The sequence below is a fragment of the Vibrio coralliilyticus ATCC BAA-450 genome (assembly GCF_000176135.1).
Classification (GTDB): Bacteria; Pseudomonadota; Gammaproteobacteria; order Enterobacterales; family Vibrionaceae; genus Vibrio; species Vibrio coralliilyticus.
The window spans coordinates 107,458-132,703 of sequence record NZ_ACZN01000013.1 but is presented as its reverse complement, the minus strand read 5'-3'; the positions used below and the strand labels follow the sequence as shown (position 1 = coordinate 132,703).

Below are 25,246 nucleotides of genomic sequence, written 5' to 3'. Positions count from 1 at the left end.
GCGAGCGACTAGCAGGGACAACGGACTTGATTGAAAGCGCATTAAATGAAAGCCGTCGTTTTACTGATTCACCACTAGTTAAAAAGCATACCTTGGGTGGTGTATTTTTGCTGGTGGTTTTGCTGTTAATAGGCTCAATCCTTCACTCTACTTTGTCTTGGATGTGGGATGATCAGCGTTTACCGCTTTCTAAAATCGTCCTTGAAGGAGAGTTGAAGTACGTTTCAGCTCTGGATGTGCAACGTGCCTTTGCTACATTGCAGCATGTTGGGACCTTTATGTCTCAGGATGTAAAGGTGCTCCAAGATACAGTCGAAGCGATCCCTTGGGTTTCTCATGCTTCAATTCGCAAGCAATGGCCCGATACCGTGAAAGTATTCCTGACTGAATATAAAGCTGTTGCTATCTGGAATGGAAACGAGCTGCTTAATAGTCAGGGACAAGTGTTTAACGGTGATATTGGCAAGTTGGCAGAAGAGCGCGTAAAGCTCTATGGCCCTGCAGAAACAAGTCAGGAAGTTCTGGCGGTTTGGCGAAAAATTAGCCCGGAGTTTGCGGCGCTGAATCTGAAGATTTCCTCGCTGCTGCTGAATGATCGCCGAGCTTGGCAAATCATTCTTGATAACGGTATCCGACTTGAGCTGGGCAAAGAATCTTTAGAAGAGAGGGTGGAAAGATTCCTCTCTTTATACAAAAACTTAGGTAGTGACTCGCAAAGAGTCAGCTATATTGACCTCAGGTATGATACGGGAGCCTCAGTTGGTTGGTTCCCTGAGCAAGAGTTAGAACAAGAGAGTACAGATGACTAAGACCGCTGATGACAACATTATTGTTGGTCTTGATATAGGCACTGCAACCGTATCGGCTCTGGTTGGAGAAGTATTGCCTGATGGTCAGATAAATATTATTGGCGCTGGAAGTAGTCCTTCTCGTGGCATGGACAAAGGTGGTGTTAACGACCTTGAGTCGGTAGTGAAATCGGTCCAACGAGCCGTTGACCAAGCCGAACTGATGGCAGAGTGTCAAATCAGTAATGTATTTATTTCTATCTCTGGTAGACATATTGCTAGCCGTATAGAAAAAGGCATGGGAACTATTTCTGACGAAGAAGTTTCTCAAGAAGATATGGACCGTGCGATTCATACTGCTAAATCTATCAAAATAGGTGACGAACAGCGCATTCTGCATGTAATTCCACAAGAATTTACGATTGATTACCAAGAAGGGATTAAAAATCCGCTAGGTTTATCAGGAGTAAGAATGGAAGTTAGCGTTCACTTGATCTCTTGCCACAATGATATGGCAAGAAACATCATCAAAGCTGTTGAACGTTGCGGTTTGAAGGTTGAGCATCTGGTTTATTCTGGTTTAGCGGCGAGTAATGCTGTGATCACTGAAGATGAACGTGAACTGGGTGTTTGCGTTGTTGATATCGGTGCTGGCACTATGGATGTATCGATTTGGACTGGTGGTGCACTGAGGCATACGGAAGTCTTTTCCTATGCAGGCAATGCTGTAACAAGCGATATTGCCTTTGCTTTTGGTACGCCAGTAAGTGATGCTGAAGAAATAAAAGTTAAATATGGCTGTGCTCTCAGTGAGCTGGTCAGCAAGGATGACACGGTTAACGTTCCTAGTGTGGGAGGTCGACCATCGCGCAGTTTACAAAGACAAACTTTGTCTGAGGTGATTGAACCTCGTTATACTGAGTTGATGGGACTGGTTAACCAAACTATCGATACCGTTCAGGGAAAGTTGCGTGAAGAAGGGATTAAACATCACCTTGCAGCTGGTGTGGTACTGACTGGTGGTGCTGCACAGATTGAAGGATTGGTAGAGTGTGCGGAACGCGTATTCCGCAATCAAGTGCGAGTCGGCAAGCCTCTTGAGGTTAGTGGGCTAACAGATTATGTAAAAGAGCCGTATCACTCGACGGCGGTGGGTTTACTTCATTATGCAAGAGACAGCCAAATCAATGACGATGCAGAATACAATGAGCCGAAACGCCAATCTGTAACGACATTATTTGGACGCTTGCGTAACTGGATACAAAAAGAATTTTAACCTGAGCAGCAGGATAAACGGAGATAACACATGTTTGAACCGATGATGGAAATGTCTGACGACGCAGTAATTAAAGTCGTTGGGGTTGGTGGCGGTGGTGGTAATGCCGTTGAACACATGGTACGTGAATCCATCGAAGGCGTGGAGTTCATTAGCATCAACACTGATGCGCAAGCGCTTCGTAAAACAAGCGTTAATAGCGTAATCCAGATTGGTGGTGACATGACCAAAGGTCTGGGTGCAGGCGCTAACCCTCAGGTTGGGCGTGACGCTGCTCTCGAAGATCGAGATAGAATTAAAGAAGAGCTCGATGGTGCCGATATGGTATTTATCGCAGCTGGCATGGGTGGCGGTACAGGTACAGGAGCTGCTCCAGTTATTGCAGAAGTCGCAAAAGAGCTGGGCATTCTTACTGTCGCTGTTGTCACTAAGCCATTTAGCTTTGAAGGCAAAAAGCGTTTGGCTTTTGCTGAGCAAGGAATTGAAGAGCTGTCTAAACATGTAGACTCATTAATTACGATTCCTAACGAGAAGCTACTGAAAGTACTGGGTCGTGGTATCACTCTACTTGAAGCTTTTGCTAGCGCGAATGACGTACTTAAGAATGCAGTACAAGGTATTGCAGAGCTTATTACTCGTCCTGGCATGATTAACGTCGACTTTGCGGATGTTCGTACCGTGATGTCGGAAATGGGTCATGCAATGATGGGTAGCGGCGTTGCCAAAGGCGAAGACCGTGCTGAAGAAGCAGCTGAGATGGCTATCTCAAGCCCACTTCTAGAAGATATCGATCTCGCTGGTGCTCGTGGTGTTCTGGTTAACATTACAGCTGGTCTTGATATGCGTCTGGATGAGTTTGAAACAGTCGGCAACACAGTGAAAGCATTTGCTTCAGATAATGCTACAGTTGTTATTGGTACTTCGTTAGACCCTGATATGGCAGATGAAATTCGTGTCACTGTTGTTGCTACTGGTATTGGTACAGAGAAGAAACCTGACATCACATTGGTGGCTGGTGGAAAAACGAAAGTTGCCTCTGTTGCTCAGCCACAAACTCAGCCAGCAGCACCTACTCAGCAGCCAGCTGTCAATAAAGTGGAAGAAAAACCGGCACCAAGTTTGCAAGAGAAACCTCAGGTGACTCCTCAGCCGACAAGTTCTGCTCCTTCGAGCTCCGGTGCTGGTCAACAAAGTGCTGCACCGAAAGCTGATAAGGACACTGGGTATCTGGATATTCCAGCATTCTTACGTCGTCAGGCTGACTAAAATTAAATCATAATTTGACACTGTTCAAAATTATGGTACGATTCGCGGTCAATATTGCTTATTGACCGTGTTTTGTAGCAATTAGTACTGAGGCAAGCAGATGATCAGACAACGTACTCTGAAAGAAATGGTGAAAACAACTGGTGTGGGTCTCCACTCTGGTCGTAAAGTTACACTTACTCTTCGCCCAGCGGCTGCAAACACAGGTATTATTTACCGCCGTACGGATGTAAATCCACCTGTCGACTTTCCAGCAGATCCTGAATCCGTTCGTGACACTATGCTTTGTACCGCATTGGTTAACGACGAAGGTGTGCGTATTTCAACGGTTGAACACTTAAATGCCGCACTTGCTGGTATGGGTGTGGACAACATTATTGTTGAAGTAGACGCCCCTGAAATTCCAATCATGGATGGTAGTGCTAGCCCTTTTGTGTTCCTTCTGCAACAAGCAGGAATTGAAGAGCAAAACGCGCCGAAGCGATTTATTCGTATCAAAAAGCCTGTACGTTTTGAAGACGACGATAAGTGGGCGGAGTTTGTTCCATTCAACGGCTTCCGTATGGACTTTGAAATCGAATTCAATCACCCAGCGATTGATTCTGATGAGCAGCATTTATTGTTTGACTTCTCTTCGCAAGGCTTTGTGAAGGAAATATCCCGAGCTCGTACCTTTGGCTTTATGCGTGATATCGAATATCTACAATCGCAGAATTTGGTGTTAGGCGGTAGTTTTGATAACGCTATCGTGTTGGATGAATACCGTATTCTTAATGAAGAAGGTTTGAGATTCGAAAACGAATTTGTGACTCATAAAGTATTGGATGCTATTGGTGACCTTTACATGTGTGGGCACCCAATAATTGGTGAGTTCCGTGCGTTTAAATCTGGCCATGGTTTAAACAACCAATTGTTGCGTTCTGTTCTAGCAGATCAAGAAGCGTGGGAGTGGGTTACGTTTGAAGAAGAAGCGGTTTCACCGGTCGCTTTCGCAGAACCAAGTATGGTTGTAGCGTAAAAAGCATAAAATTTGAAAAGCCAGGCTAAAGCCTGGTTTTTTTGTTTTCGGCGTTTGCCGCGTGGCAAAGATCTGCCCAGAGCGCTTCAAAAGATCTTGCCGATCAAAGTGAGTTTTTAGGTCCAGTCGACAAATATACTCGGTTTGGCGGGTATATTTTTATTCTCAGCGGATAAACATCCATCATATAACGAACAAAAATAAAGAATGCTTCAAACAAATCACCTTGTTATTGGTCGTTAGAGGTAAAATTCCTTAAACTAACCGCCACTTAAGCCTTGAAATCTATAGTTCTCATCGCAATATCTGAGTAAAGTGATTTATCTCAGTATTCTTAGTTCAAAACTGTTAGAGACTGAAGGCATAGAATGTAGATCGGGCCCGATCTAAGTAAAGAGAGATGCATAGCAAATGATAACTAAGCTACTGACAAAGGTAATTGGCAGTCGCAACGACCGCACGTTACGTCGCCTTAGAAAAATTGTAAAAGAAATTAATAATTATGAGCCAACCTTCGAAGCGCTTTCTGATGAAGAATTGAAAGCCAAAACGGTTGAGTTCCGCCAGCGTCTTGAACAGGGTGAAACCTTAGATAAACTGTTACCAGAAGCGTTTGCGACAGTACGTGAAGCATCAAAGCGTGTTTATGGTATGCGTCACTTCGATGTCCAGCTTATTGGTGGTATGGTGCTCAACGCAGGTCAGATTGCTGAAATGCGTACTGGTGAAGGTAAGACTCTGACAGCGACGCTGCCCGCTTACCTTAATGCTCTAGCAGGAAAGGGCGTACATGTTGTTACCGTGAACGACTACCTAGCAAAGCGTGACGCTGAGACAAACCGTCCTCTTTTCGAATTTCTTGGCATGACAGTTGGCGTAAACGTGCCAAATATGCCGCCACCAGAAAAGAAACAAGCTTACCTAGCGGATATTCTATACGGAACCAACAATGAGTTTGGTTTTGATTACCTTCGCGACAACATGGCCTTCCGTGCTGAGGATCGTGTACAGCGTTCTCGCTTCTTTGCGGTAGTGGATGAAGTTGACTCGATTCTTATCGATGAAGCACGTACACCTTTGATTATCTCAGGTCCAGCAGAAGACAGTTCCGAACTATACACGCGTATCAATACCCTTATTCCACATCTTCAGAAACAAGATCAGGAAGACTCAGAAGAGTATCGTGGTGATGGTCATTACACGGTTGATGAGAAGTCGAAGCAGGTCCATCTGACAGAGACTGGTCAAGAATTTGTTGAAGAGCTGATGATCAAGAATGGTCTAATGGAAGAAGGGGATACGCTATACTCTCCGGCAAACATTAGCCTCTTACATCACGTAAATGCAGCTCTACGTGCGCATGTTCTGTTTGAAAAGAACGTTGACTATATCGTCAATGAAGATGGCGAAGTGGTGATCGTTGACGAACATACTGGGCGTACTATGCCTGGTCGTCGTTGGTCAGAAGGTCTTCACCAAGCTGTTGAAGCTAAAGAAGGCGTGAAGATTCAGAACGAAAACCAAACGCTCGCATCTATTACCTTCCAGAATTTCTTCCGTTTATACGAAAAACTATCAGGTATGACGGGTACTGCGGATACGGAAGCGTTTGAATTCCAATCTATTTATGGTCTTGAAACGGTTGTTATCCCAACCAACAAACCAATGATTCGTAACGATATGCCAGATGTGGTTTATCGTACTGAAGCAGATAAATTCAATGCGATCATTGAAGATATCAAAGAGCGTGTAGCCAGAGGTCAACCTTCTCTAGTGGGTACGGTCTCGATCGAAAAGTCTGAATTGCTATCCAACGCACTGAAAAAAGCGAAGATCAAACACAACGTCTTGAACGCGAAATTCCACGAACGTGAAGCGGAAATTGTTGCTGAAGCGGGTACACCGGGTGCGGTGACAATCGCTACGAACATGGCAGGTCGTGGTACTGATATTGTGCTAGGCGGAAGCTGGCAGGCGAAAGTGGATTCAATGCAGAATCCAACGCAAGAGCAGATCGAAGCTATTAAAGCAGATTGGAAAGAAGTACACGACAAAGTTCTTGAGGCCGGTGGTCTGCACATCATAGGTACCGAACGTCACGAATCTCGCCGTATTGATAACCAGCTACGAGGCCGTTCTGGTCGTCAGGGTGATGCAGGTTCTTCGCGTTTCTATCTATCAATGGAAGATTCACTATTGCGCATCTTTACGTCTGATCGCATGGCTAGCCTTATCCAGAGTGGTATGGAAGAAGGGGAAGCGATTGAATCTAAGATGCTATCTCGCTCCATCGAAAAAGCACAACGTAAGGTGGAAGGCCGTAACTTCGATATCCGTAAACAACTGCTTGAATACGATGATGTAGCGAACGATCAACGTAAAGTCGTGTATGAGCTTCGCGATGAGCTGATGAGTGTAGAAGATATCAGCGAAATGATTGAGCAAAACCGTGCTGATGTAATCAGCGCTGTGATTGATGAGTACATTCCGCCACAATCTCTGGAAGATATGTGGGATGTAGAAGGCCTTCAAGAGCGGCTGAAAAACGATTTTGATTTGGATGCGCCAGTTAAACAGTGGCTTGAAGAAGACGATAAGTTATACGAAGAAGCGCTGCGTGAGAAGATCCTTGATACGTCTGTTGCTGTTTACAAAGAGAAAGAAGCAGTGGTGGGTGAGCAGGTTCTGCGTAACTTTGAAAAATCCGTCATGCTACAAACGCTGGATACGCTGTGGAAAGAGCACTTGGCGGCGATGGATCATTTGCGCCAAGGCATCCACCTACGTGGCTACGCGCAGAAGAACCCGAAACAAGAGTACAAGCGCGAGTCGTTTGAGCTGTTTGAAGGTCTTCTAGATGCGCTTAAGTCAGATGTCATTACTATTCTGTCGAAAGTACGAGTTCAACAGCAAGAAGAAGTTGAACGTATGGAAGCGCAGCGCCGTGCCCAAGCGGAAGAAGCGGCTCGTCGTGCTCAAGCTCAACATGCATCAGCTGAGAATCAACTTTCTGATGAAGAGAGCAATGAAAGTGCACATCAGCCAATGGTTCGTGAAGAACGCAAAGTTGGCCGAAACGAGCCATGCCCTTGTGGTAGCGGTAAGAAATACAAACAGTGTCACGGTCAAATTAATAGCTAATTTGAAATCGTCAATGAAAAGTAAAGAGTCGCTTAGGCGGCTCTTTTTTTAAGGAAAATTACTATGAAACGTATTCATATTGTTGCCGCCATCATTTTTAATTCCGACCAATCGGAAGTGTTCATTACCAAGAGGCCAGACGACAAGCATAAAGGAGGCTTTTGGGAGTTTCCTGGTGGCAAAGTGGAGTCGGGCGAAACCATAGAGCAAGCGATTGTTCGTGAGCTGGATGAAGAAGTCGGAATTCAGGTGACAGAGCAGAGTTTGTTTGAGCACCTTGAGTATGACTACCCAGAAAAATCACTCAAGTTTGATTTCATCAGTGTGACCCGATTTGAAAACGCCCCTTATGGTAAAGAAGGGCAACAAGGGGTTTGGGTCCCAGTACCTGAGCTTGCTGACTATGCATTCCCAGAAGCTAACATGCCTATTTTACGTCGCGTGATGAACGAGTTTTCATAGAGAGAGCTGAGGGTTGATCTTTTTGAGAAAAATTTAGTCATGAAAGATCATCCGACCCTAGCCAGCAGTGCTTAATGTTGGTAGTTTTAATCCACTAAGCACAAGTAATGATAATAATGGAGAGATGCAATGGTACGTATTGCAATTGCAGGAGCTGCGGGCCGTATGGGCCGAAACTTAGTTAAAGCCACTTATTTGAACCAGCAGGCTCAGGTAGGTGCAGGCTCCGAGAGACCAGAGTCATCTTTAGTCGGTGTGGATATTGGTGAACTGTGTGGTGAAGGGAAGTTTGACATCGTACTTACTGATGATCTAGCAAAAGACATCGAGAACTTTGATGTGATCGTAGACTTTACTGCACCCTCAAGCACGCTTGCCAACCTAGAGCTCTGCAAGCAGCACGCAAAGGGCATTATTATTGGTACGACAGGCTTTACCGAGCAAGAACGTGAACAAATTGATGCGTTTGCTCAGCATGTGCCTGTGGTTATGGCCCCGAACTACTCTGTGGGTGTAAACCTAGTCTTTAAGCTTCTCGAAAAAGCTGCCAAGGTGATGGGCGATTACTGCGATATTGAAATTGTTGAAGCACACCATCGTCATAAAGTAGATGCCCCATCAGGCACTGCAATTGGTATGGGAGAAGCAATTGCCGATGCTATGGGCAATAAGCTAAGTGATGTGGCGGTCTACGCGCGTGAAGGCATCACAGGTGAGCGTACTAAAGATGAAATTGGCTTCGCGACCATCCGCGCCGGTGACATCATTGGTGAGCATACTGCAATGTTTGCTGATATTGGCGAACGTGTAGAAGTGACCCATAAAGCCACAGATCGTATGACTTTTGCTAATGGTGCAATTAAGGCAGCGGTTTGGCTTAATGAGAAGCCGGCGGGCTTTTACACTATGACAGATGTGCTGGGTCTAAACGAGCTTTAGTTTGAAGGGATTTGTCCGGCTTCTTAGTATTAAAGTGAAGCTAGAAACTAAAAATAGATAATTATGCGCTGGGCTTGCCCGGCGCTTTTTGTATCGGGCTCAAATTGGTAATCCAATAAACTAGTTGAAGTACGATATCTGCACTTGAGTTTATTGCTTATTTTGGTTGTTTCCGTGTGGATTTTTGTTTAGTTGCTTAAAAGTAGTGGCAACTGCGTGTTGTTCAACGTTTGCGCGAAAATGATAATAAAAACTGTGATCTAAGATATGTTGAAAATACCCCATTTCATAAATTGTTCACCTTATCTCCTTGTTAGTGGGACTAAACTGTATATTTTAGCCATCTAAAAACATTTTTGGTTTTAACTGCTCTAAATGTTAAATTTATTTTCGCGTCTCTGTTGACACTTCTTTATCACCTCATTAGAATACCGCCAATTTGTCTAAATAACCTGAAAGCGCTTTTTTATTGCGTGAAGGAAGGCAAGTTTGCAGTTTAATTTATTATTTTTGCATTTTTATTCTGGAGGTTGTCTTGAGTAAATCAGCACTGTTAGTCCTAGAAGATGGGACAGTGTTCCGCGGAGTTTCCATTGGAGCAGATGGGGCGTCCGTTGGTGAAGTTGTTTTTAATACCTCGATGACGGGGTACCAAGAAATCCTCACTGATCCTTCCTATTCCCAGCAAATCGTCACACTTACTTATCCTCACATAGGCAATACCGGAACCAATTCCGAAGACGAAGAATCCTCTTCCATTCATGCACAAGGCCTTGTGATTCGCGATCTCCCTCTAATCGCTTCTAACTTCCGTAACGAACAATCCCTTTCTGATTACCTCAAATCGCAAAACATCGTTGGCATCGCTGATATTGATACGCGCAAGCTAACTCGCATTCTGCGTGAAAAAGGTGCACAGAACGGTTGTATCGTTGCGGGTAACAACTTAGACGAGGCTCTAGCGCTAGCTAAAGCGAAAGAATTCCCTGGCCTAAAAGGTATGGACCTTGCGAAAGAAGTTACAACAAAAGAAGCGTATCAATGGAAACAAGGTTCGTGGACGCTCGAGGGTGGACTTCCTGAGGCGCAAGACGACAGCGAATTGCCATATCATGTTGTTGCCTATGACTTCGGTGCAAAACGAAACATTCTGCGTATGCTTGTTGACCGAGGCTGCCGCTTAACAGTAGTTCCTGCTGAAACCAGTGCAGAAGAAGTTTTGGCGCTTAACCCTGACGGCGTGTTCTTGTCAAACGGCCCTGGTGACCCTGAACCATGTACTTACGCTATCGAAGCGACCAAAGTGTTCTTGGATAAAGGTTTGCCAATCTTTGGTATCTGTTTAGGTCACCAAATCCTTGCGTTAGCGTCTGGTGCGCAAACCGTTAAGATGAAATTTGGTCACCACGGTGCTAACCACCCAGTTAAAGACCTAGATCGTAATGTTGTGATGATTACTTCTCAGAACCACGGTTTTGCTGCAGATGAAGCAACATTGCCTGAGAATCTGCGCGCAACGCACGTATCACTATTTGATGGCTCTCTACAAGGAATTCACCGTACAGACAAGCCAGCATTCAGCTTCCAAGGTCACCCTGAAGCGAGCCCTGGTCCGCACGACGCAGCGCCGCTATTTGACCACTTTATCGAACTAATCAAACAACACAGCGCTTAATTCGGAGTAGTAGAGAATGCCAAAACGTACTGATTTAAAAAGTATTCTAATTCTAGGTGCAGGCCCGATTGTTATCGGTCAGGCATGTGAGTTTGACTACTCTGGTGCTCAAGCTTGTAAAGCACTGCGTGAAGAAGGTTATCGAGTCATTCTGGTTAACTCGAACCCTGCGACGATCATGACAGACCCAGAAATGGCGGATGCCACTTACATCGAGCCAATTCAATGGGAAGTTGTGCGTAAGATCATTGAGAAAGAGCGTCCTGATGCTGTCCTGCCTACTATGGGTGGCCAGACTGCACTTAACTGTGCTTTGGATCTTGAGAAGCATGGTGTCCTCGAAGAGTTTGGCGTAGAGATGATCGGTGCAACGGCCGATGCTATCGATAAAGCCGAAGACCGTTCTCGCTTTGATAAAGCAATGAAGTCGATTGGTCTAGAGTGTCCGCGTGCGGATACGGCTAAGACGATGGAAGAAGCTTACAAAGTTCTCGATATGGTTGGCTTCCCATGTATCATTCGTCCTTCATTCACTATGGGTGGTACTGGTGGTGGCATCGCTTACAACAAAGAAGAGTTCGAAGAGATCTGTCGTCGTGGTTTGGACCTTTCTCCAACCAACGAGCTTCTAATCGATGAATCACTAATCGGTTGGAAAGAGTATGAGATGGAAGTGGTTCGTGACAAAGCGGACAACTGTATCATCGTATGTTCTATCGAAAACTTCGACCCAATGGGTATCCACACTGGTGACTCAATTACAGTGGCACCAGCCCAAACGTTGACTGACAAAGAGTACCAGTTGATGCGTAATGCATCCCTAGCAGTACTGCGCGAAATCGGTGTTGAGACAGGTGGTTCAAACGTACAGTTTGGTATTAATCCGAAAGATGGCCGCATGGTTATCATCGAGATGAACCCACGTGTATCTCGCTCTTCTGCTCTTGCTTCTAAAGCAACAGGTTTCCCAATCGCTAAGATTGCAGCGAAACTGGCTGTTGGATTCACTCTTGATGAGCTACAGAACGACATCACAGGTGGCGCGACTCCTGCGTCATTCGAACCAACAATCGATTACGTAGTAACTAAGATTCCTCGTTTTAACTTCGAGAAATTTGCAGGTGCTAACGACCGCCTGACAACTCAGATGAAGTCCGTTGGTGAGGTTATGGCTATCGGCCGTAACCAACAAGAATCTCTACAAAAAGCGCTTCGTGGCCTTGAAGTTGGTGCCAACGGTTTTGACGAAATGGTTGATCTGGATGCGCCTGACGCACTAACAACAATTCGTCATGAACTAAAAGAAGCTGGCGCAGAGCGTATCTGGTACATCGCAGATGCATTCCGTGCTGGTATGTCAGTAGATGGCGTATTCAATCTAACGGCAATTGACCGTTGGTTCCTAGTTCAGATTGAAGAACTGGTTAACCTGGAAAACCAAGTTAAGGCAGGCGGTTTTGCTGGCTTGACTGAAGATGTGCTACGTAAGATGAAGCGTAAAGGTTTCTCTGATGCTCGTCTATCTTCAATTCTTGGTGTATCTGAGAACGAAATTCGTCGCCTGCGTGACCAGTACGATATCCACCCAGTATACAAACGCGTTGATACTTGTGCGGCTGAGTTCTCTTCTGACACCGCTTACATGTACTCATCTTACGATGAAGAGTGTGAAGCGCAGCCGACAGACAAAGACAAGATCATGGTTCTTGGTGGTGGTCCAAACCGTATCGGCCAAGGTATCGAATTTGATTACTGTTGTGTACACGCTTCACTAGCTCTGCGTGAAGATGGTTATGAAACTATCATGGTTAACTGTAACCCAGAGACAGTTTCTACTGACTACGACACGTCAGACCGTCTGTACTTCGAACCAGTTACGCTTGAAGATGTGCTTTCAATCGTACGTGTTGAGAAGCCAAAAGGAGTTATCGTTCAGTACGGTGGTCAGACTCCACTTAAATTGGCTCGTGCTTTAGAAGCGGCAGGTGTGCCAATCATCGGTACTAGCCCTGATGCCATAGACCGCGCAGAAGACCGTGAACGCTTCCAGGCTGCCGTTGACCGTCTGGGTCTTCTACAGCCAGAAAACGCGACAGTAACGACAATTGAGCAAGCGGTAGAGAAATCGAAAGAAATTGGTTTCCCACTGGTTGTACGTCCTTCATACGTACTAGGTGGTCGCGCAATGGAAATCGTTTACGACGAGCAAGACTTGCGCCGCTACTTCAACGAAGCGGTGAGCGTATCGAACGAGTCACCAGTGCTTCTGGACCGTTTCCTAGACGACGCAACTGAAGTTGATATCGATGCTATCTGTGACGGTGAGCGCGTCGTTATCGGCGGTATCATGGAGCACATTGAGCAAGCGGGTGTTCACTCTGGTGACTCGGCATGTTCACTACCTGCTTACACACTAAGTCAGGAAATCCAGGATAAGATGCGTGAGCAAGTAGAGAAGCTAGCTTTCGAGCTTGGTGTACGCGGTCTGATGAACACTCAGTTTGCTGTTAAAGATAACGAAGTTTACCTAATCGAAGTAAACCCTCGTGCTGCTCGTACAGTACCATTCGTATCTAAAGCAACGGGTGCTCCACTAGCGAAAATCGCTGCACGTGTTATGGCGGGTCAATCTCTAGAGTCTCAGGGCTTTACTAAAGAAATTATCCCACCTTACTACTCAGTGAAAGAAGTGGTACTTCCGTTCAACAAGTTCCCTGGTGTTGATCCGCTGTTAGGTCCAGAGATGCGCTCTACTGGTGAGGTAATGGGTGTAGGTGCAACGTTCGCAGAAGCTTACGCGAAAGCAGAACTTGGTTGTGGCGCAGTTTACCCAGAAGGTGGTCGTGCACTGCTGTCAGTTCGTGAAGGCGATAAGCAGCGTGTGGTAGACCTGGCGTCTAAGCTAACTAAGCTTGGTTACCAACTGGATGCAACGCACGGAACAGCAGTTATCCTAGGCGAAGCAGGTATCAACCCACGTCTGGTGAACAAGGTACACGAAGGTCGTCCACATATTCTTGACCGTATCAAGAACAACGAGTACACCTACATCGTCAACACCGCGGCAGGTCGTCAAGCGATTGAGGATTCAAAAGTACTACGTCGTGGCGCATTGGCTGAGAAAGTGAACTACACAACGACACTGAATGCAGCGTTTGCAGTGTGTATGGCACATACGGCTGACGCTAAAACGTCAGTGACTTCAGTTCAAGAGCTGCACGCTAAAGTGGCACAGAACGAAGCGTAATAAAAAACAGTAGGCTCGCAACAGAGCCTATATGACAACCTCATTGCCCGCTCTTTTGAGCGGGCTTTTTTATGCGGTGTATTAGAATGATGAAAAAATGGAATAGGTCAATTTCGATGCTTTCCTTATCCGACTGGAAAGCTCAGTGTTATGGTTATGGCCATTGTTTCGCCGTTTAGACATACGTCATGGAAATCTCCCTCGAAATACTGACCATACTTTTCTTTGTTGCTACTGCTGCAGGCTTTATCGATGCCATGGCTGGTGGCGGTGGTTTATTAACGCTACCTGCGCTACTAGCGGCCGGTGTTCCCCCGACTCAAGCCTTAGCGACAAACAAGTTGCAAAGCTCATTTGGGAGTTTTTCTGCTAGCTGGTATTTCGTGCGTAACGGTATTGTTAGCATTAAAGAGATGCGCTTAGCCATCCTGTGTACTTTCATCGGCTCGGCGATTGGCGCAGAAGCAGTGCAGTATATTGACGCAAGTACCCTGACCAGTCTTATTCCCATTCTTCTTGTCGCTATCTCGCTTTACTTTTTGCTGATGCCAAAAACGAAACAACACTCGGGGCAAGCCAAGCTGTCAGAAGCGATGTTTGCTTTGTCCGTAGGCGGTGGGGTTGGGTTTTATGATGGCTTCTTCGGCCCAGGAACAGGCTCCATTTTTACTGTGTGTTTTGTTGCCATTGGGCATTTTTCGTTGGTCGATGCGACCGCTCGCACCAAGGTGTTGAACTTTACTTCTAACATCGCTGCATTACTGTTTTTTGTGCTGGCAGGATTACCGATCTGGGAATTAGGATTGGTGATGGCGGTCGGTGGGTTCTTTGGGGCTCGTATGGGAGCAAAAGTGGTCGTGAACAAAGGCCAAAAATTGATCCGTCCCCTAGTGATCGTGATGTCGATGGCGATGGCATTTAAACTGCTTTGGGAACAGCATCAACAATGGTTTCTATCAGCTTTTTAACCCGAGGCGACTGATACACACTCTGTCTGACGCAAATATGGATAGGTCGGATTAGGTGTTGTAATTGTTTGAAATGAAAACAATGTTTATCGGGAATATTGAGCGCTTTAATGATTGAGTGAGGGATCAACGCTGGCGCTGTTCCGCCTAACGCCAGCTGGGCTGCAGCGGTGTAAGCATCCATTTCCATGATTGGCTTGATACCGAGCTTTTCTAGTGTGATGAGTTGATAGCTGTTGGCGGGATTGGTCAAATCGTTGGTGATGATCTTATCGGGTAATTGCTTTAAAGGTGCATCGTTTACGACAGCGAAAGGTTCATCAAATAAGTGAAAGGTCATCAAGCCATGGTGGGCTGGTAGTAAACCCGCGCAGAGGCCCAGCGTTGCTTTACCTGATTGAACATGTTCTACAATACGAGGTGTGTGGTTGGTCGTGATAGTAATGTACTGATCGCTTTTAATGTAGTTGCCAATGGTCTTGCCTAGGTACCCTGCAATCAAAGACTTTGAGCTATCGAGTTTGATGAGGGAGGTATCTTCCAACTCTTGTTGTTCATAGATTAGACCTCGCAGCTCATTAAAAGAAGGACCTATGTTGTCAATCAGAGCCTGCCCATCGGGTGTTAGTTTGATTGAACGGCCAGAAGGTTCGATCAATTTCTTACCGAGTTTTTTTTCCAGATTGGCGATTCGTTTACTGACTGCTGATTGACTGATATACAGTAAGCTGCCAGTTCGGCTCATGGTTTTCGCTTTACTAAGAACTAATAAAGTTTCGATGCCTTCAAGTAACATAGCTACTGATGAAAACTAGGAATGGGTCAATTAATGTAACGGAAAAAAAGCTTGCTTGCACTGCTTCTTTCTAAAGTCATAAAAAACGACGCCATTAAGGCGCCGTCATCATGTTCAATGTACCACTCACTGAATTATAGAGACTCAGTAAATGTACGCGCAATTACGTCTCGTTGTTGTTCAGTCGTTAGTGAGTTGAAACGAACAGCGTAGCCAGAAACGCGGATAGTTAGCTGAGGGTATTTCTCAGGGTTTGCAACTGCATCTTCTAGAGTTTCACGCTTAAGAACGTTAACGTTCAGGTGTTGACCACCTTCGATGCGAGGTGCTTTCTCGATCGCAACTTCGCGGCTTTCGTATTCGCCAAGTTCGTTGATTGCTACAACTTGGTCAGTTTCAAAACCTGAGTTTGCAGCCACGCAGCGTGCTTCATTTTTTTCACTATCAAGTAACCAAATAGAGTTCAGTAGTGCATCGTTTGCCGCTTTAGTAATTTGAATGCCTTGAATCATCACAGTCTCCTATCCACATTAGTGGTTTTATTGGTGTTAATTTCCGAATCTCGTCGAGCTGCGTATTATATAACCCGAAATTACTTTGATGGTTTTGATTTAAGTCAAATAACTACTAATATCATTATTAAGTTAGTGGTTAATGTGTTGATTTGAATCAATAATATCATATATAGCAATGATTTGTGGTCTTGGCGATAGATTCGGATTTTTTGTTTTGTTGTAATATTACTACAAAAGAGGTGTGGTTGTTGAGGTGAGTCCAATAACTTGCTGTAATTCGTGCCATATATTGAAAGTAAAAAGTGATAAAGCAACATGTTAGAAAAGTCGTATGGTAACAAGTTTATCGGTGCTCATGTTTCCGCAGCAGGTGGTGTTGATCAGGCACCACTGAGGGCAAAAGAGATAGGAGCAAATGCGTTTGCCCTATTTACTAAAAATCAGCGCCAGTGGAGTGCCAAACCGCTTGATGAAACAACCATCGCCGCATTTAAGTCTAATTGTATAAAGCTAGGCTTCACCGCTGATAAGATACTCCCACACGATTCGTATTTGATTAATCTTGGCGCTCCAGAAGAAGAAAAGCTTGAGAAATCCCGCGCTGCATTTATAGATGAAATGCATCGTTGCCATCAACTTGGACTAACCTTGCTCAATTTTCATCCTGGGAGTCATTTAAAGAAAATTTCTGAGAAGGAGTGCTTAGCTCGAATTGCGGAATCGATCAATATTGCCCACCAAGCGGTACCAAACGTGATAGCGGTGATCGAAAATACGGCGGGTCAGGGTACCAACCTAGGTTGGCGATTTGAACATTTAGCTGAAATCATTCAACTAGTTAATGATAAATCCCGAGTTGGTGTGTGCATTGATACCTGCCATACCTTCGCAGCAGGGTATGACTTGAGCAGCTTTGATGCTTGTGAGGCTACTTTTGCTGAATTTGAGCGTGTTGTGGGTATGCCTTACTTAAGGGCAATGCACATTAATGATTCAAAGATCGCCCTAGGTGGGAAGGTCGATCGTCACCACGCATTAGGCAAAGGAGAAATTGGTTGGTCGTGTTTTGAGTATATCGCCAAAGATCCTCGATTTGACCATATCCCATTGATTCTAGAAACAATAGAACCGGAAAGTTGGCCTGACGAAATTGAGTTTATACGTCAGCATCATGTTACTCGGCTCAAGGAAATGGCCTAACTATTTAAAAGTGGCATTAATTTTTCATAGTGAGTGTAGGTACTCAGACAAATAAGGATGCCATTATGCCTTACACTTCTTTTTATACTACCGCACGTTCGACACGTCTTCCTGTTCCTAATCGCCATGTGACGGGGCAGGGGCATTATCGGATCCCACAAAAAAGCTAGTTCACTTTATCGCTTTGTTCCTTCATGACTTTTTGCGACAATTGCTTGAGCGTAAATAGCAGAAGGAACAAAACATGAACCTGTCACTGACATGGCAAGACGTCATTGGGGCTGAAAAGCAGCAGGACTATTTTCAGCAGACGTTGAATTTTGTTGAATCGGAAAGGGCATCAGGTAAAGCGATCTTTCCTCCGGCAAAAGATGTGTTTAATGCCTTTCGGGCGACTGAGTTCAATGATGTGAAAGTCGTTATTCTGGGACAGGATCCTTATCACGGCCCTCGACAGGCTCATGGTCTTTGTTTCTCTGTTTTACCAGGTATCAAGACTCCTCCCTCTTTAGTCAATATGTATAAAGAGCTAGCACAGGACATTGATGGTTTTCAGATTCCGGCGCATGGTTACCTTCAAAGCTGGGCTGAGCAAGGTGTTCTGTTACTAAACACTGTTCTTACGGTCGAACAGGGAAAAGCCCATTCGCATTCTAAAACCGGTTGGGAAACCTTTACCGACAAAGTCATTGAAGCGGTTAATCAGCATCAGTCTGGCGTGGTGTTTTTGCTTTGGGGCTCTCACGCGCAAAAAAAGGGGCGCTTCATCGATCGCAATAAGCACCATGTATTAGCTGCGCCACACCCTTCTCCGTTGTCAGCGCATCGTGGGTTTTTCGGTTGCCGACACTTTTCGCAAGCAAATCAAATTCTTAACGCCCAAGGTAAACCAACGATCGATTGGCATCTTCCAGCTCAGGTTAGTGTTTAGCTCCTGCCAAGGCTAATTGCCCAATTTTCGAGCAACATCAAGACTTGAATGGCACTTCTTTTATACACTTACTAAAAGTAGGTGTTAAGGAGAAGCGCTATGATGATTGAAAGGATAAGGCGAGAGCATGGTTACATGGTTCGTTTGCTGGCAGTATTGAGGCAAAAGATTGCCCTACTAAAGGAAGAACAGACCATCAATTACAGTTTAGTGAGAGAAATCGTGGACTATCTGGCTCACCACTCTGAGCGTGTCCATCACCCTAAAGAGGATATTCTCTACCACTATTACCTAGAGCATTATGGCCATCACACGGATATCGAGAATCTTGAACTAGAGCATGAGACATTATCACAAAGGACTCATGCTTTTCTCGATACTGTTGATATGATCCTCCAAGATGCAGTGGTTCCTCAAGACCTGTTTGTGCAGCAACTCGAAGATTTTATCCTGACGCAAAAACGCCACTTGGATCTTGAAGAGCAGTCTATATTACCTCTCATTAATAAGAGATTTACCTTGCACGATTGGCAAGCCGTCGAAAAACGTTGGAACGTCACTGAAGACGACCCTGTTTTTGGTGACACCATTGCAGAGCAGTATCAGCAATTAGCGCAACGCGTTAGGCAAGTCGATCAAGAGTGTGTCTGACACCCTAGATATCAGCAAACAAAAAGAGGCGCATAAGCGCCTCTTTTTTAATGTCAGTAATCTAGGTTGTCGATATCGTCGAATCCGATGTCCATATCTTTTAATTCGCGTTGAAGTCTCTGCCTGTCCTTTATTGCTTCGATTTCACGCCATTTACGCTTTGCAGGTTTTGAGCGTGTTGCCCGAGTTTTTGGAAAATCCATTTCCATGATTTCTTCAAAGTTTAAGCCTTCCATAAGCTACCTCTTTTAATTATTACTCTTTGAAGGGGTACTGTTTAAATACCATTCCGTTTGGAGAGTAACTTTGATTCGTTTCTCATTTGTTACGATTTAATGAAGTTTTCACGCTGTTTTAGACTTTGCTTCACAGAAAAATGGGCGTTGATTGATGTTTTTTTGTTCGAACGACTTACCGAAAACGATTAAATTCTTAAGAAATGAATGTTAACGCAGTGTGTGAAAAAACAGCGGTTCGTTTTGCTATGCAATTAGATTTATTTAGAGCAGTTGAGTAACAGATTTTGTGAATTGATTGTCTGGGCAAACTCTTCTCTCAGTCCTTGGTGATAAAGGAGTGTCAAATATTTGAGGCTATGTGATTTCATATGGAGTTGCCTGTTCTGTATTGTTGTTAAATTTTAATGTTAATGTTCTGTATTTGTGGTTTTTATGTTCTTTTTTGTGTTAACTAATGGTGATTTTATAGTGAAAAATAACAATGTTATTTGTTAGGTTGCATATTGATTTTTGATATTCTTGATTGCATTATCCGCCCGTCAAAAAATACGCTGGTACGTAAAATGGAAGCATGAGGCGCGTTTTACATATCTGAGTTGCACAATAATTACACAATAATACTGAGCAGAATTGACACTTGGTTTGCAACTGGATGGAAGGCTGGGAAGCAGAGATCAGCGAAAACTCACTACGAGGATCTTATGACAGATTTAATTAATTTGATGAATGACCTACTTTGGGGCTCTATTCTTGTTTATCTCCTAGTCGGTGTCGGTGTGTATTTCACATTCAGACTGGGCTTTATCCAGTTCCGCCATTTTGGCCACATGTTTTCGGTACTTAAGAACAGCCGTAAAGCGGATAAAGCGGGTATCTCATCATTCCAAGCTTTGTGTACTAGCCTAGCTGCCCGTGTGGGTACAGGTAACATGGCGGGTGTTGCTGTTGCTCTGACGGCTGGTGGCCCAGGTGCAATTTTCTGGATGTGGCTAATTGCCATGCTGGGTATGGCAACGTCGTTTGCCGAGAGTACATTGGCGCAGTTGTACAAAACCAAAGATGATGACGGTAACTACCGTGGTGGTCCTGCGTACTACATGGAGAAAGGTTTGGGTATGCGCTGGATGGGCGTATTGTTCTCTATCTTCCTGATCATCGCTTTTGGTTTGGTATTTAACGCGGTTCAAGCTAACTCAATTGCTGGTGCAATGAATACGGCATTTGGTTGGGATGAAACCTATGTTGGTATTGCCGTTGTTTTGTTATCTGCTGTGGTTATCTTTGGTGGTATCAAGCGTATCGCTCGCGTAGCAGAAATGATTGTTCCTGCCATGGCGCTGCTTTACCTATTATTGGCACTGTTCGTTATGTTTATGAACATCGACAAGTTGCCGGCTGTACTGAGCTTGATCTTCAAGAGTGCCTTTGGCCTACAAGAAGCAGCGGCGGGTGGTTTAGGTTACGCGATTGCACAAGCAATGATTAACGGAATCAAACGTGGTCTGTTCTCAAACGAAGCCGGTATGGGTTCTGCGCCAAACGCAGCGGCATCAGCAACACCTTATCCGCCACACCCTGCGTCTCAGGGCTATGTTCAGATGTTAGGTGTGTTTATGGATACTATCGTGATCTGTTCAGCAACGGTGGCAATTATCCTGATGTCCGGTGAGTACGTACCACATGGTGAGATCACGGGCATTGAACTGACTCAGGCAGCGTTGAGCTCTCAGGTGGGTTCGTGGGGTGGTATCTTTGTAGCCGTAGCGATTTTCTTCTTCGCCTTTACGTCTATTATTGCTAACTACTCATACGCGGAAACAAACCTTATTTTCCTTGAGCATAACCATAAAGCAGGCCTGGGCGTGTTCCGTCTGGTTGTACTGGCGATGGTGATGTTTGGTGCTGTTGCATCACTACCTATCGTTTGGGCATTAGCAGATGTTTCTATGGGTATGATGGCGATTGTCAACCTGGTGGCGATTCTGCTTCTTTCTGGCATCGTGATTAAGCTGGCGAAAGATTACAACCGTCAGTTAAAAGAAGGCAAAGTGCCAACATTTGATTCGAACGATTTTCCTGAGCTGAAATCTCAGCTTGAGGATGGTATCTGGGATCAGAGCAAAAAAGATTAATAGCCAATCTCTATTAAAACGATTCAAAAAGCCATGCAGACATTGCATGGCTTTTTTTGTAATCTATAGCCAACAAAAACAGAACGAATAGAGTAAAGCTATGCTAATCGTCGTTTCACCAGCGAAAACCTTAGATTACGAATCTCCACTGGCTACAGAGAAATTTACTCAGCCAGAACTGATCGAGTATTCAAAACAACTGATTGATGTCTGTCGTAAGCTGACGCCTGCCGATGTCGCTAGCTTGATGAAAGTCAGTGATAAGATCGCTGACCTGAACGTTGGCCGCTTTCAGGAGTGGAGTGAGACGTTTACGACGGAGAACTCACGCCAAGCGATTCTGGCTTTTAAAGGCGATGTATACACTGGCTTAGACGCCCAAAGCTTGTCAGGCGATGACTTTGATTATGCTCAACAGCACTTACGTATGTTGTCTGGTTTATATGGTTTACTTAAACCGCTTGATTTGATGCAGCCTTACCGTCTGGAAATGGGGACGAAACTTGCCAATGAAAAAGGCAGTAACCTGTATCAGTTCTGGGGTAATGTGATTACTGACAAGATTAATCAAGCCATTGCAGAACAGGGTGATAATGTTCTGATTAACCTTGCTTCAAACGAGTACTTTAAAGCTGTAAAACCAAAATCACTGGATGCTCAGGTGATTACGCCAATTTTCAAAGACTGCAAAAATGGTCAGTACAAAGTGATCAGCTTCTATGCGAAGAAAGCGCGTGGCATGATGGCACGATACATCATTGAGAATCGTATCGAGAGCGTTGCGGACCTGACTAAGTTTGATACAGCAGACTACTATTTTGTTGAGGATGAGTCTTCGCCGACCGAATTGGTTTTTAAACGCGAAGAGCAATAAAGGAATCAACAGATGCTAGCTTGGTTTAAACAGTGGATTACGCGATACGATGAGTGGTGTCAGTCGATGGGGCTGACACCGGAGAATAAACGCAGCTGTGTTCCTTATCGCACAGATCCCGTTCACCAAGCTTCTCAATCCAATAAAAAGGCGCAGCGATAATGCGCCTTTTTGATACCCACTGTCATTTCGATTTCGCCCCTTTTTCAGATGATTTCTCGGCTCAACTGCAACTGGCAATGCGAGCAGGCGTTGAGCGGTTCATGATTCCGGCAATTGGCCCCTCCAATTGGCAGCAATTAATCTCACTGTCTTCTTCATATTCATCTCTTTACATTGCGCTGGGTATGCACCCCTATTTTTTAACGAAAGATAGTCAGCAACAGTTACCTGAGTTACGCACTTTGTTTGAAACAAAGTTTGAAGGTTGTAAAGCCATTGGTGAGTGTGGCTTAGATGCGATGGTCGATGTTGACGAAGAAATACAACGACAGGTGTTCATTGCTCAGATTGAACTGGCGAAAACACTCAAGTTGCCGCTGATCCTCCACGCGAGGAAAACCCACAATTTGGTTCTTCAGTTGCTGAAGCGCCATAAATTTCCTTACGGTGGAGTTTTACACGGTTTTTCGGGTAGCTATCAGCAGGCAATGCAATTTGTCGAGTTGGGTTTTTATATTGGTATCGGTGGCGTTATCACTTATCCAAGAGCACGGAAAACGCGCCAAGCGGTGATGAACTTACCCATCGAATGTATCGTACTGGAAACGGACGCACCGGACATGCCTCTTTACGGGCACCAAGGCAAACCTAATCATCCGGAAATGTTAGCTCAAACCTTGTCCTGTCTCGCAAAGCTGAAGGATATTAATGAGCAAACGATTGCTGAAAACGTTTGGAAAAATAGCAATTCGGCGTTCGGTATTTGTGAATAGTTTCTAAAGAAAATGTTCTTTTTATGATTTACAGAATAGAGAAGGGTGATCTTCTTCACGTAAATGAGTGAACGCATGATGAATCTTATTAGAAACTGTGAAGGCAGCATTACTTTATCATTGGACGGATGAGTATAATTGCCTCCGCTTTAGAGCTCCATTTTGTAACACGCCAACAAATAACATATAAGGAAATCATAAACTATGAGCCTGTTTATGAGCCTAGTCGGTATGGCAGTATTGCTAGGAATTGCATTACTACTGTCTGATAACCGCAAAGCTATCAATCTAAGAACTGTGGGTGGCGCATTTGCTATCCAATTCATCATCGGTGGTTTCGTTCTTTACGTACCATGGGGTCGTGACCTTCTAGCTGGCTTCTCTGCTGGCGTACAGAATGTAATCGACTACGGTAAAGACGGTACTGGTTTTCTATTTGGCAGCCTAGTTAACTTCTCAGTTGACGGTATTGGCTTCATTTTCGCGTTCCAAGTACTTCCAACGCTAATCTTCTTCTCTGCACTTATCTCTGTACTTTACTACGTAGGTATTATGCAGTGGGTAATTAAGATTCTTGGTGGCGGTCTACAAAAAGCGCTTGGCACTTCACGTGCGGAATCTATGTCTGCAGCAGCGAACATTTTCGTAGGTCAAACTGAAGCACCTCTAGTGGTTCGTCCGTTTGTTCCTAAGATGACGCAATCTGAACTATTCGCTGTAATGTGTGGTGGTCTAGCTTCTGTTGCTGGTGGTGTACTAGCTGGTTACGCTTCTATGGGTGTTCCTCTAGAGTACCTAGTTGCTGCATCATTCATGGCTGCACCTGGTGGTCTACTATTCGCTAAGATCATCAAGCCAGAAACTGACGCTCCAGACGAAGAGCTAGGCGCTGACATCGACGGTGGTGACGACAAGCCTGCTAACGTTATCGACGCAGCGGCTGGTGGTGCTTCTGTAGGTCTACAGCTTGCTCTAAACGTTGGTGCAATGCTACTAGCGTTCATCGGTCTAATCGCACTTATCAACGGTATCCTAGGTGGCGTTGGCGGTTGGTTCGGTATGCCTGAGCTAACACTTGAAATTTTACTAGGTTACATCTTCTCGCCTCTAGCATTCCTAATCGGTGTGCCATGGGAAGAAGCAACGCTTGCTGGCTCGTTCATCGGTCAGAAACTGGTTGTTAACGAATTCGTAGCTTACCTAAACTTCGTACCTTACGTTGGTGACGCAGCACAAGTTGTTCCAGCAACAGGTGAAGTAATGTCTACTAAGACAGCTGCTATTATCTCGTTCGCTCTATGTGGTTTCGCAAACCTTTCTTCAATTGCGATTCTACTAGGTGGTCTAGGTGGCCTAGCACCAAACCGTCGTCACGACATCGCTCGTATGGGTGTTAAAGCGGTTTGTGCTGGTACGTTATCTAACCTAATGGCGGCGACAATCGCTGGCTTCTTCCTATCTTTCTAATTAAGTAAGCGAAAGATTATATAGACGCCGTTTTAAAAAGCCCCGTAGACACACATTGTGTGCTACGGGGCTTTTTTGTTTTTCTTTCCCTGATTATTGCTTCTTAAGTTTGTTAGTAGGGAAAGACTCGAATACAAGCTTTATTGAATATTTGGCTTGATTCGAGATGAGTCTGGAGTGGATTCAGACAACTGGATTCATAGCGTTTGTCGGTCATGAAGATTGAACAAACGTTGCACGGAATCTTTTTTGAGATACAAACCGTTTGCGCTCTATGAGCCACTACAGTTCTGCGACGAATATCTATAATGTATGTAAATATAGAGAGTAGGGTAAAACTCATGAATGAAGTTTTCCTCGCAGCCCTTGCGGGCTTTGTCGTTGGAGTCCTGTTTTCTGCCATTAAGTTGCCCATTCCTGCACCGCCTGCACTAGCTGGCGTTATGGGAATCGTTGGGGTTTATCTTGGTGGTGTGACTTATCAATGGATTATTGAAAAGTTTTTTAGCTAGCGCCCGTTAATACAAGGAGTATGATTGGTGCTAGTTGTAGCGATGTCAGAACATTGGGCAATCGGCTACAGATACCGTTAGACACCGCAATCGCAGATTGTTGTGCCATAGACCAAACTGGTACTGTGCGGTGACAAGGATAGCAATTGGGGGCAAATTCGCTGTTTGTTCCTAAGTCTTCAGGGAACCAAGTCCGTTCATTAATGACTGTACA

22 protein-coding genes are annotated in these 25,246 nt (G+C 44.8%); 19 read left to right on the top strand and 3 right to left on the bottom strand.

All coding sequences use genetic code 11. The features are described 5' to 3' along the window. Window positions 1-26: 26 nt before the first annotated feature. The 10 genes from VIC_RS04025 to VIC_RS03980 all read left to right on the top strand — a co-directional run bounded on the left by VIC_RS04025 (window position 27) and on the right by VIC_RS03980 (window position 14,780). Complete coding sequence (locus VIC_RS04025; RefSeq protein ID WP_006957994.1) at window positions 27-809, top strand: cell division protein FtsQ/DivIB; 783 nt, start codon at window positions 27-29, stop codon at window positions 807-809. After that, complete coding sequence (gene ftsA / locus VIC_RS04020; protein WP_006957993.1) at window positions 802-2,064, top strand: cell division protein FtsA; 1,263 nt, start codon at window positions 802-804, stop codon at window positions 2,062-2,064. The genes VIC_RS04025 and ftsA overlap by 8 nt, the downstream gene beginning before the upstream one ends. Before the next feature lie 30 nt (window positions 2,065-2,094). Then, window positions 2,095-3,330, top strand: coding sequence for a cell division protein FtsZ (gene ftsZ, locus VIC_RS04015; RefSeq protein WP_006957992.1), 1,236 nt, complete (start codon window positions 2,095-2,097; stop codon window positions 3,328-3,330). 100 nt (window positions 3,331-3,430) lie between these two features. Next, on the top strand, window positions 3,431-4,348 hold the full coding sequence (gene lpxC, locus VIC_RS04010; RefSeq protein WP_006957991.1) for a UDP-3-O-acyl-N-acetylglucosamine deacetylase: 918 nt from the start codon (window positions 3,431-3,433) through the stop codon (window positions 4,346-4,348). A 411-nt stretch (window positions 4,349-4,759) separates the two neighbouring features. Continuing rightward, complete coding sequence (gene secA / locus VIC_RS04005) at window positions 4,760-7,489, top strand: preprotein translocase subunit SecA (RefSeq protein WP_006957990.1); 2,730 nt, start codon at window positions 4,760-4,762, stop codon at window positions 7,487-7,489. 63 nt (window positions 7,490-7,552) lie between these two features. Beyond that, window positions 7,553-7,951, top strand: a complete 399-nt coding sequence (gene mutT, locus VIC_RS04000; RefSeq protein WP_006957989.1) for an 8-oxo-dGTP diphosphatase MutT — start codon at window positions 7,553-7,555, stop codon at window positions 7,949-7,951. 129 nt (window positions 7,952-8,080) lie between these two features. Further along, window positions 8,081-8,890 carry a 4-hydroxy-tetrahydrodipicolinate reductase gene (gene dapB, locus VIC_RS03995; protein ID WP_006957988.1) on the top strand — a complete coding sequence of 270 codons (810 nt, stop codon included), beginning with the start codon at window positions 8,081-8,083 and terminating at the stop codon, window positions 8,888-8,890. 535 nt (window positions 8,891-9,425) lie between these two features. Continuing rightward, window positions 9,426-10,565 carry a glutamine-hydrolyzing carbamoyl-phosphate synthase small subunit gene (gene carA / locus VIC_RS03990; protein WP_006957987.1) on the top strand — a complete coding sequence of 380 codons (1,140 nt, stop codon included), beginning with the start codon at window positions 9,426-9,428 and terminating at the stop codon, window positions 10,563-10,565. Between the two features lie 16 nt (window positions 10,566-10,581). Next, a complete protein-coding gene (carB, locus tag VIC_RS03985) occupies window positions 10,582-13,812 on the top strand; it encodes a carbamoyl-phosphate synthase large subunit (RefSeq protein WP_006957986.1) in 3,231 nt (1,076 codons plus the stop codon). Window positions 13,813-14,000: 188 nt separating this feature from the next. Then, window positions 14,001-14,780 (top strand): TSUP family transporter, encoded by a 780-nt coding sequence (locus VIC_RS03980; protein WP_006957985.1) that lies wholly within the window; start codon window positions 14,001-14,003, stop codon window positions 14,778-14,780. On the opposite strand, the gene VIC_RS03975 is transcribed toward VIC_RS03980, so the two are convergent. Continuing rightward, a complete protein-coding gene (locus VIC_RS03975; protein WP_006957984.1) occupies window positions 14,731-15,576 on the bottom strand; it encodes a LysR family transcriptional regulator in 846 nt (281 codons plus the stop codon). The two genes, VIC_RS03980 and VIC_RS03975, sit on opposite strands and share 50 nt — an antisense overlap. A 134-nt stretch (window positions 15,577-15,710) precedes the next feature. Next, the gene (gene grcA / locus VIC_RS03970) at window positions 15,711-16,088 is read right to left on the bottom strand and encodes an autonomous glycyl radical cofactor GrcA (protein WP_006957983.1); all 378 of its coding nucleotides are present in this window, start codon (window positions 16,086-16,088) and stop codon (window positions 15,711-15,713) included. A gap of 318 nt (window positions 16,089-16,406) precedes the next feature. On the opposite strand from grcA, the gene nfo reads away from it, so the two are divergent. From nfo to VIC_RS03955, 3 genes are all read left to right on the top strand, one after another. Continuing rightward, complete coding sequence (gene nfo / locus VIC_RS03965) at window positions 16,407-17,291, top strand: deoxyribonuclease IV (protein ID WP_006957982.1); 885 nt, start codon at window positions 16,407-16,409, stop codon at window positions 17,289-17,291. A gap of 244 nt (window positions 17,292-17,535) precedes the next feature. Further along, window positions 17,536-18,222 (top strand): uracil-DNA glycosylase, encoded by a 687-nt coding sequence (gene ung / locus VIC_RS03960; protein ID WP_006957981.1) that lies wholly within the window; start codon window positions 17,536-17,538, stop codon window positions 18,220-18,222. 99 nt (window positions 18,223-18,321) lie between these two features. Further along, window positions 18,322-18,873: a hemerythrin domain-containing protein gene (locus VIC_RS03955; protein ID WP_006957980.1), complete on the top strand. Its 552-nt coding sequence runs from the start codon at window positions 18,322-18,324 to the stop codon at window positions 18,871-18,873. A gap of 53 nt (window positions 18,874-18,926) precedes the next feature. Here the strand turns inward: VIC_RS03955 and VIC_RS03950 are convergent, their stop codons facing one another. Beyond that, window positions 18,927-19,109, bottom strand: a complete 183-nt coding sequence (locus tag VIC_RS03950) for a DUF3545 family protein (RefSeq protein WP_006957979.1) — start codon at window positions 19,107-19,109, stop codon at window positions 18,927-18,929. Window positions 19,110-19,813: 704 nt separating this feature from the next. Here VIC_RS03950 and VIC_RS03945 point away from each other — a divergent pair. The 6 genes from VIC_RS03945 (at window position 19,814) to VIC_RS03925 (ending at window position 25,032) form a co-directional block, all read left to right on the top strand. Next, window positions 19,814-21,244: an alanine/glycine:cation symporter family protein gene (locus VIC_RS03945; protein WP_006957978.1), complete on the top strand. Its 1,431-nt coding sequence runs from the start codon at window positions 19,814-19,816 to the stop codon at window positions 21,242-21,244. A gap of 100 nt (window positions 21,245-21,344) precedes the next feature. Further along, window positions 21,345-22,118, top strand: a complete 774-nt coding sequence (yaaA, locus tag VIC_RS03940) for a peroxide stress protein YaaA (protein WP_006957977.1) — start codon at window positions 21,345-21,347, stop codon at window positions 22,116-22,118. A gap of 12 nt (window positions 22,119-22,130) precedes the next feature. Continuing rightward, the gene (locus VIC_RS26790) at window positions 22,131-22,280 is read left to right on the top strand and encodes a DUF5363 family protein (RefSeq protein WP_006957976.1); all 150 of its coding nucleotides are present in this window, start codon (window positions 22,131-22,133) and stop codon (window positions 22,278-22,280) included. Then, on the top strand, window positions 22,280-23,053 hold the full coding sequence (locus VIC_RS03935) for a TatD family hydrolase (protein ID WP_006957975.1): 774 nt from the start codon (window positions 22,280-22,282) through the stop codon (window positions 23,051-23,053). Before VIC_RS26790 ends, VIC_RS03935 begins: the two co-directional genes overlap by 1 nt. A 204-nt stretch (window positions 23,054-23,257) precedes the next feature. Further along, window positions 23,258-24,520, top strand: coding sequence for a NupC/NupG family nucleoside CNT transporter (locus VIC_RS03930; RefSeq protein WP_006957974.1), 1,263 nt, complete (start codon window positions 23,258-23,260; stop codon window positions 24,518-24,520). Window positions 24,521-24,861: 341 nt separating this feature from the next. Further along, a complete protein-coding gene (locus VIC_RS03925; RefSeq protein ID WP_006957973.1) occupies window positions 24,862-25,032 on the top strand; it encodes a XapX domain-containing protein in 171 nt (56 codons plus the stop codon). The last annotated feature ends 214 nt before the right edge of the window (window positions 25,033-25,246 follow it).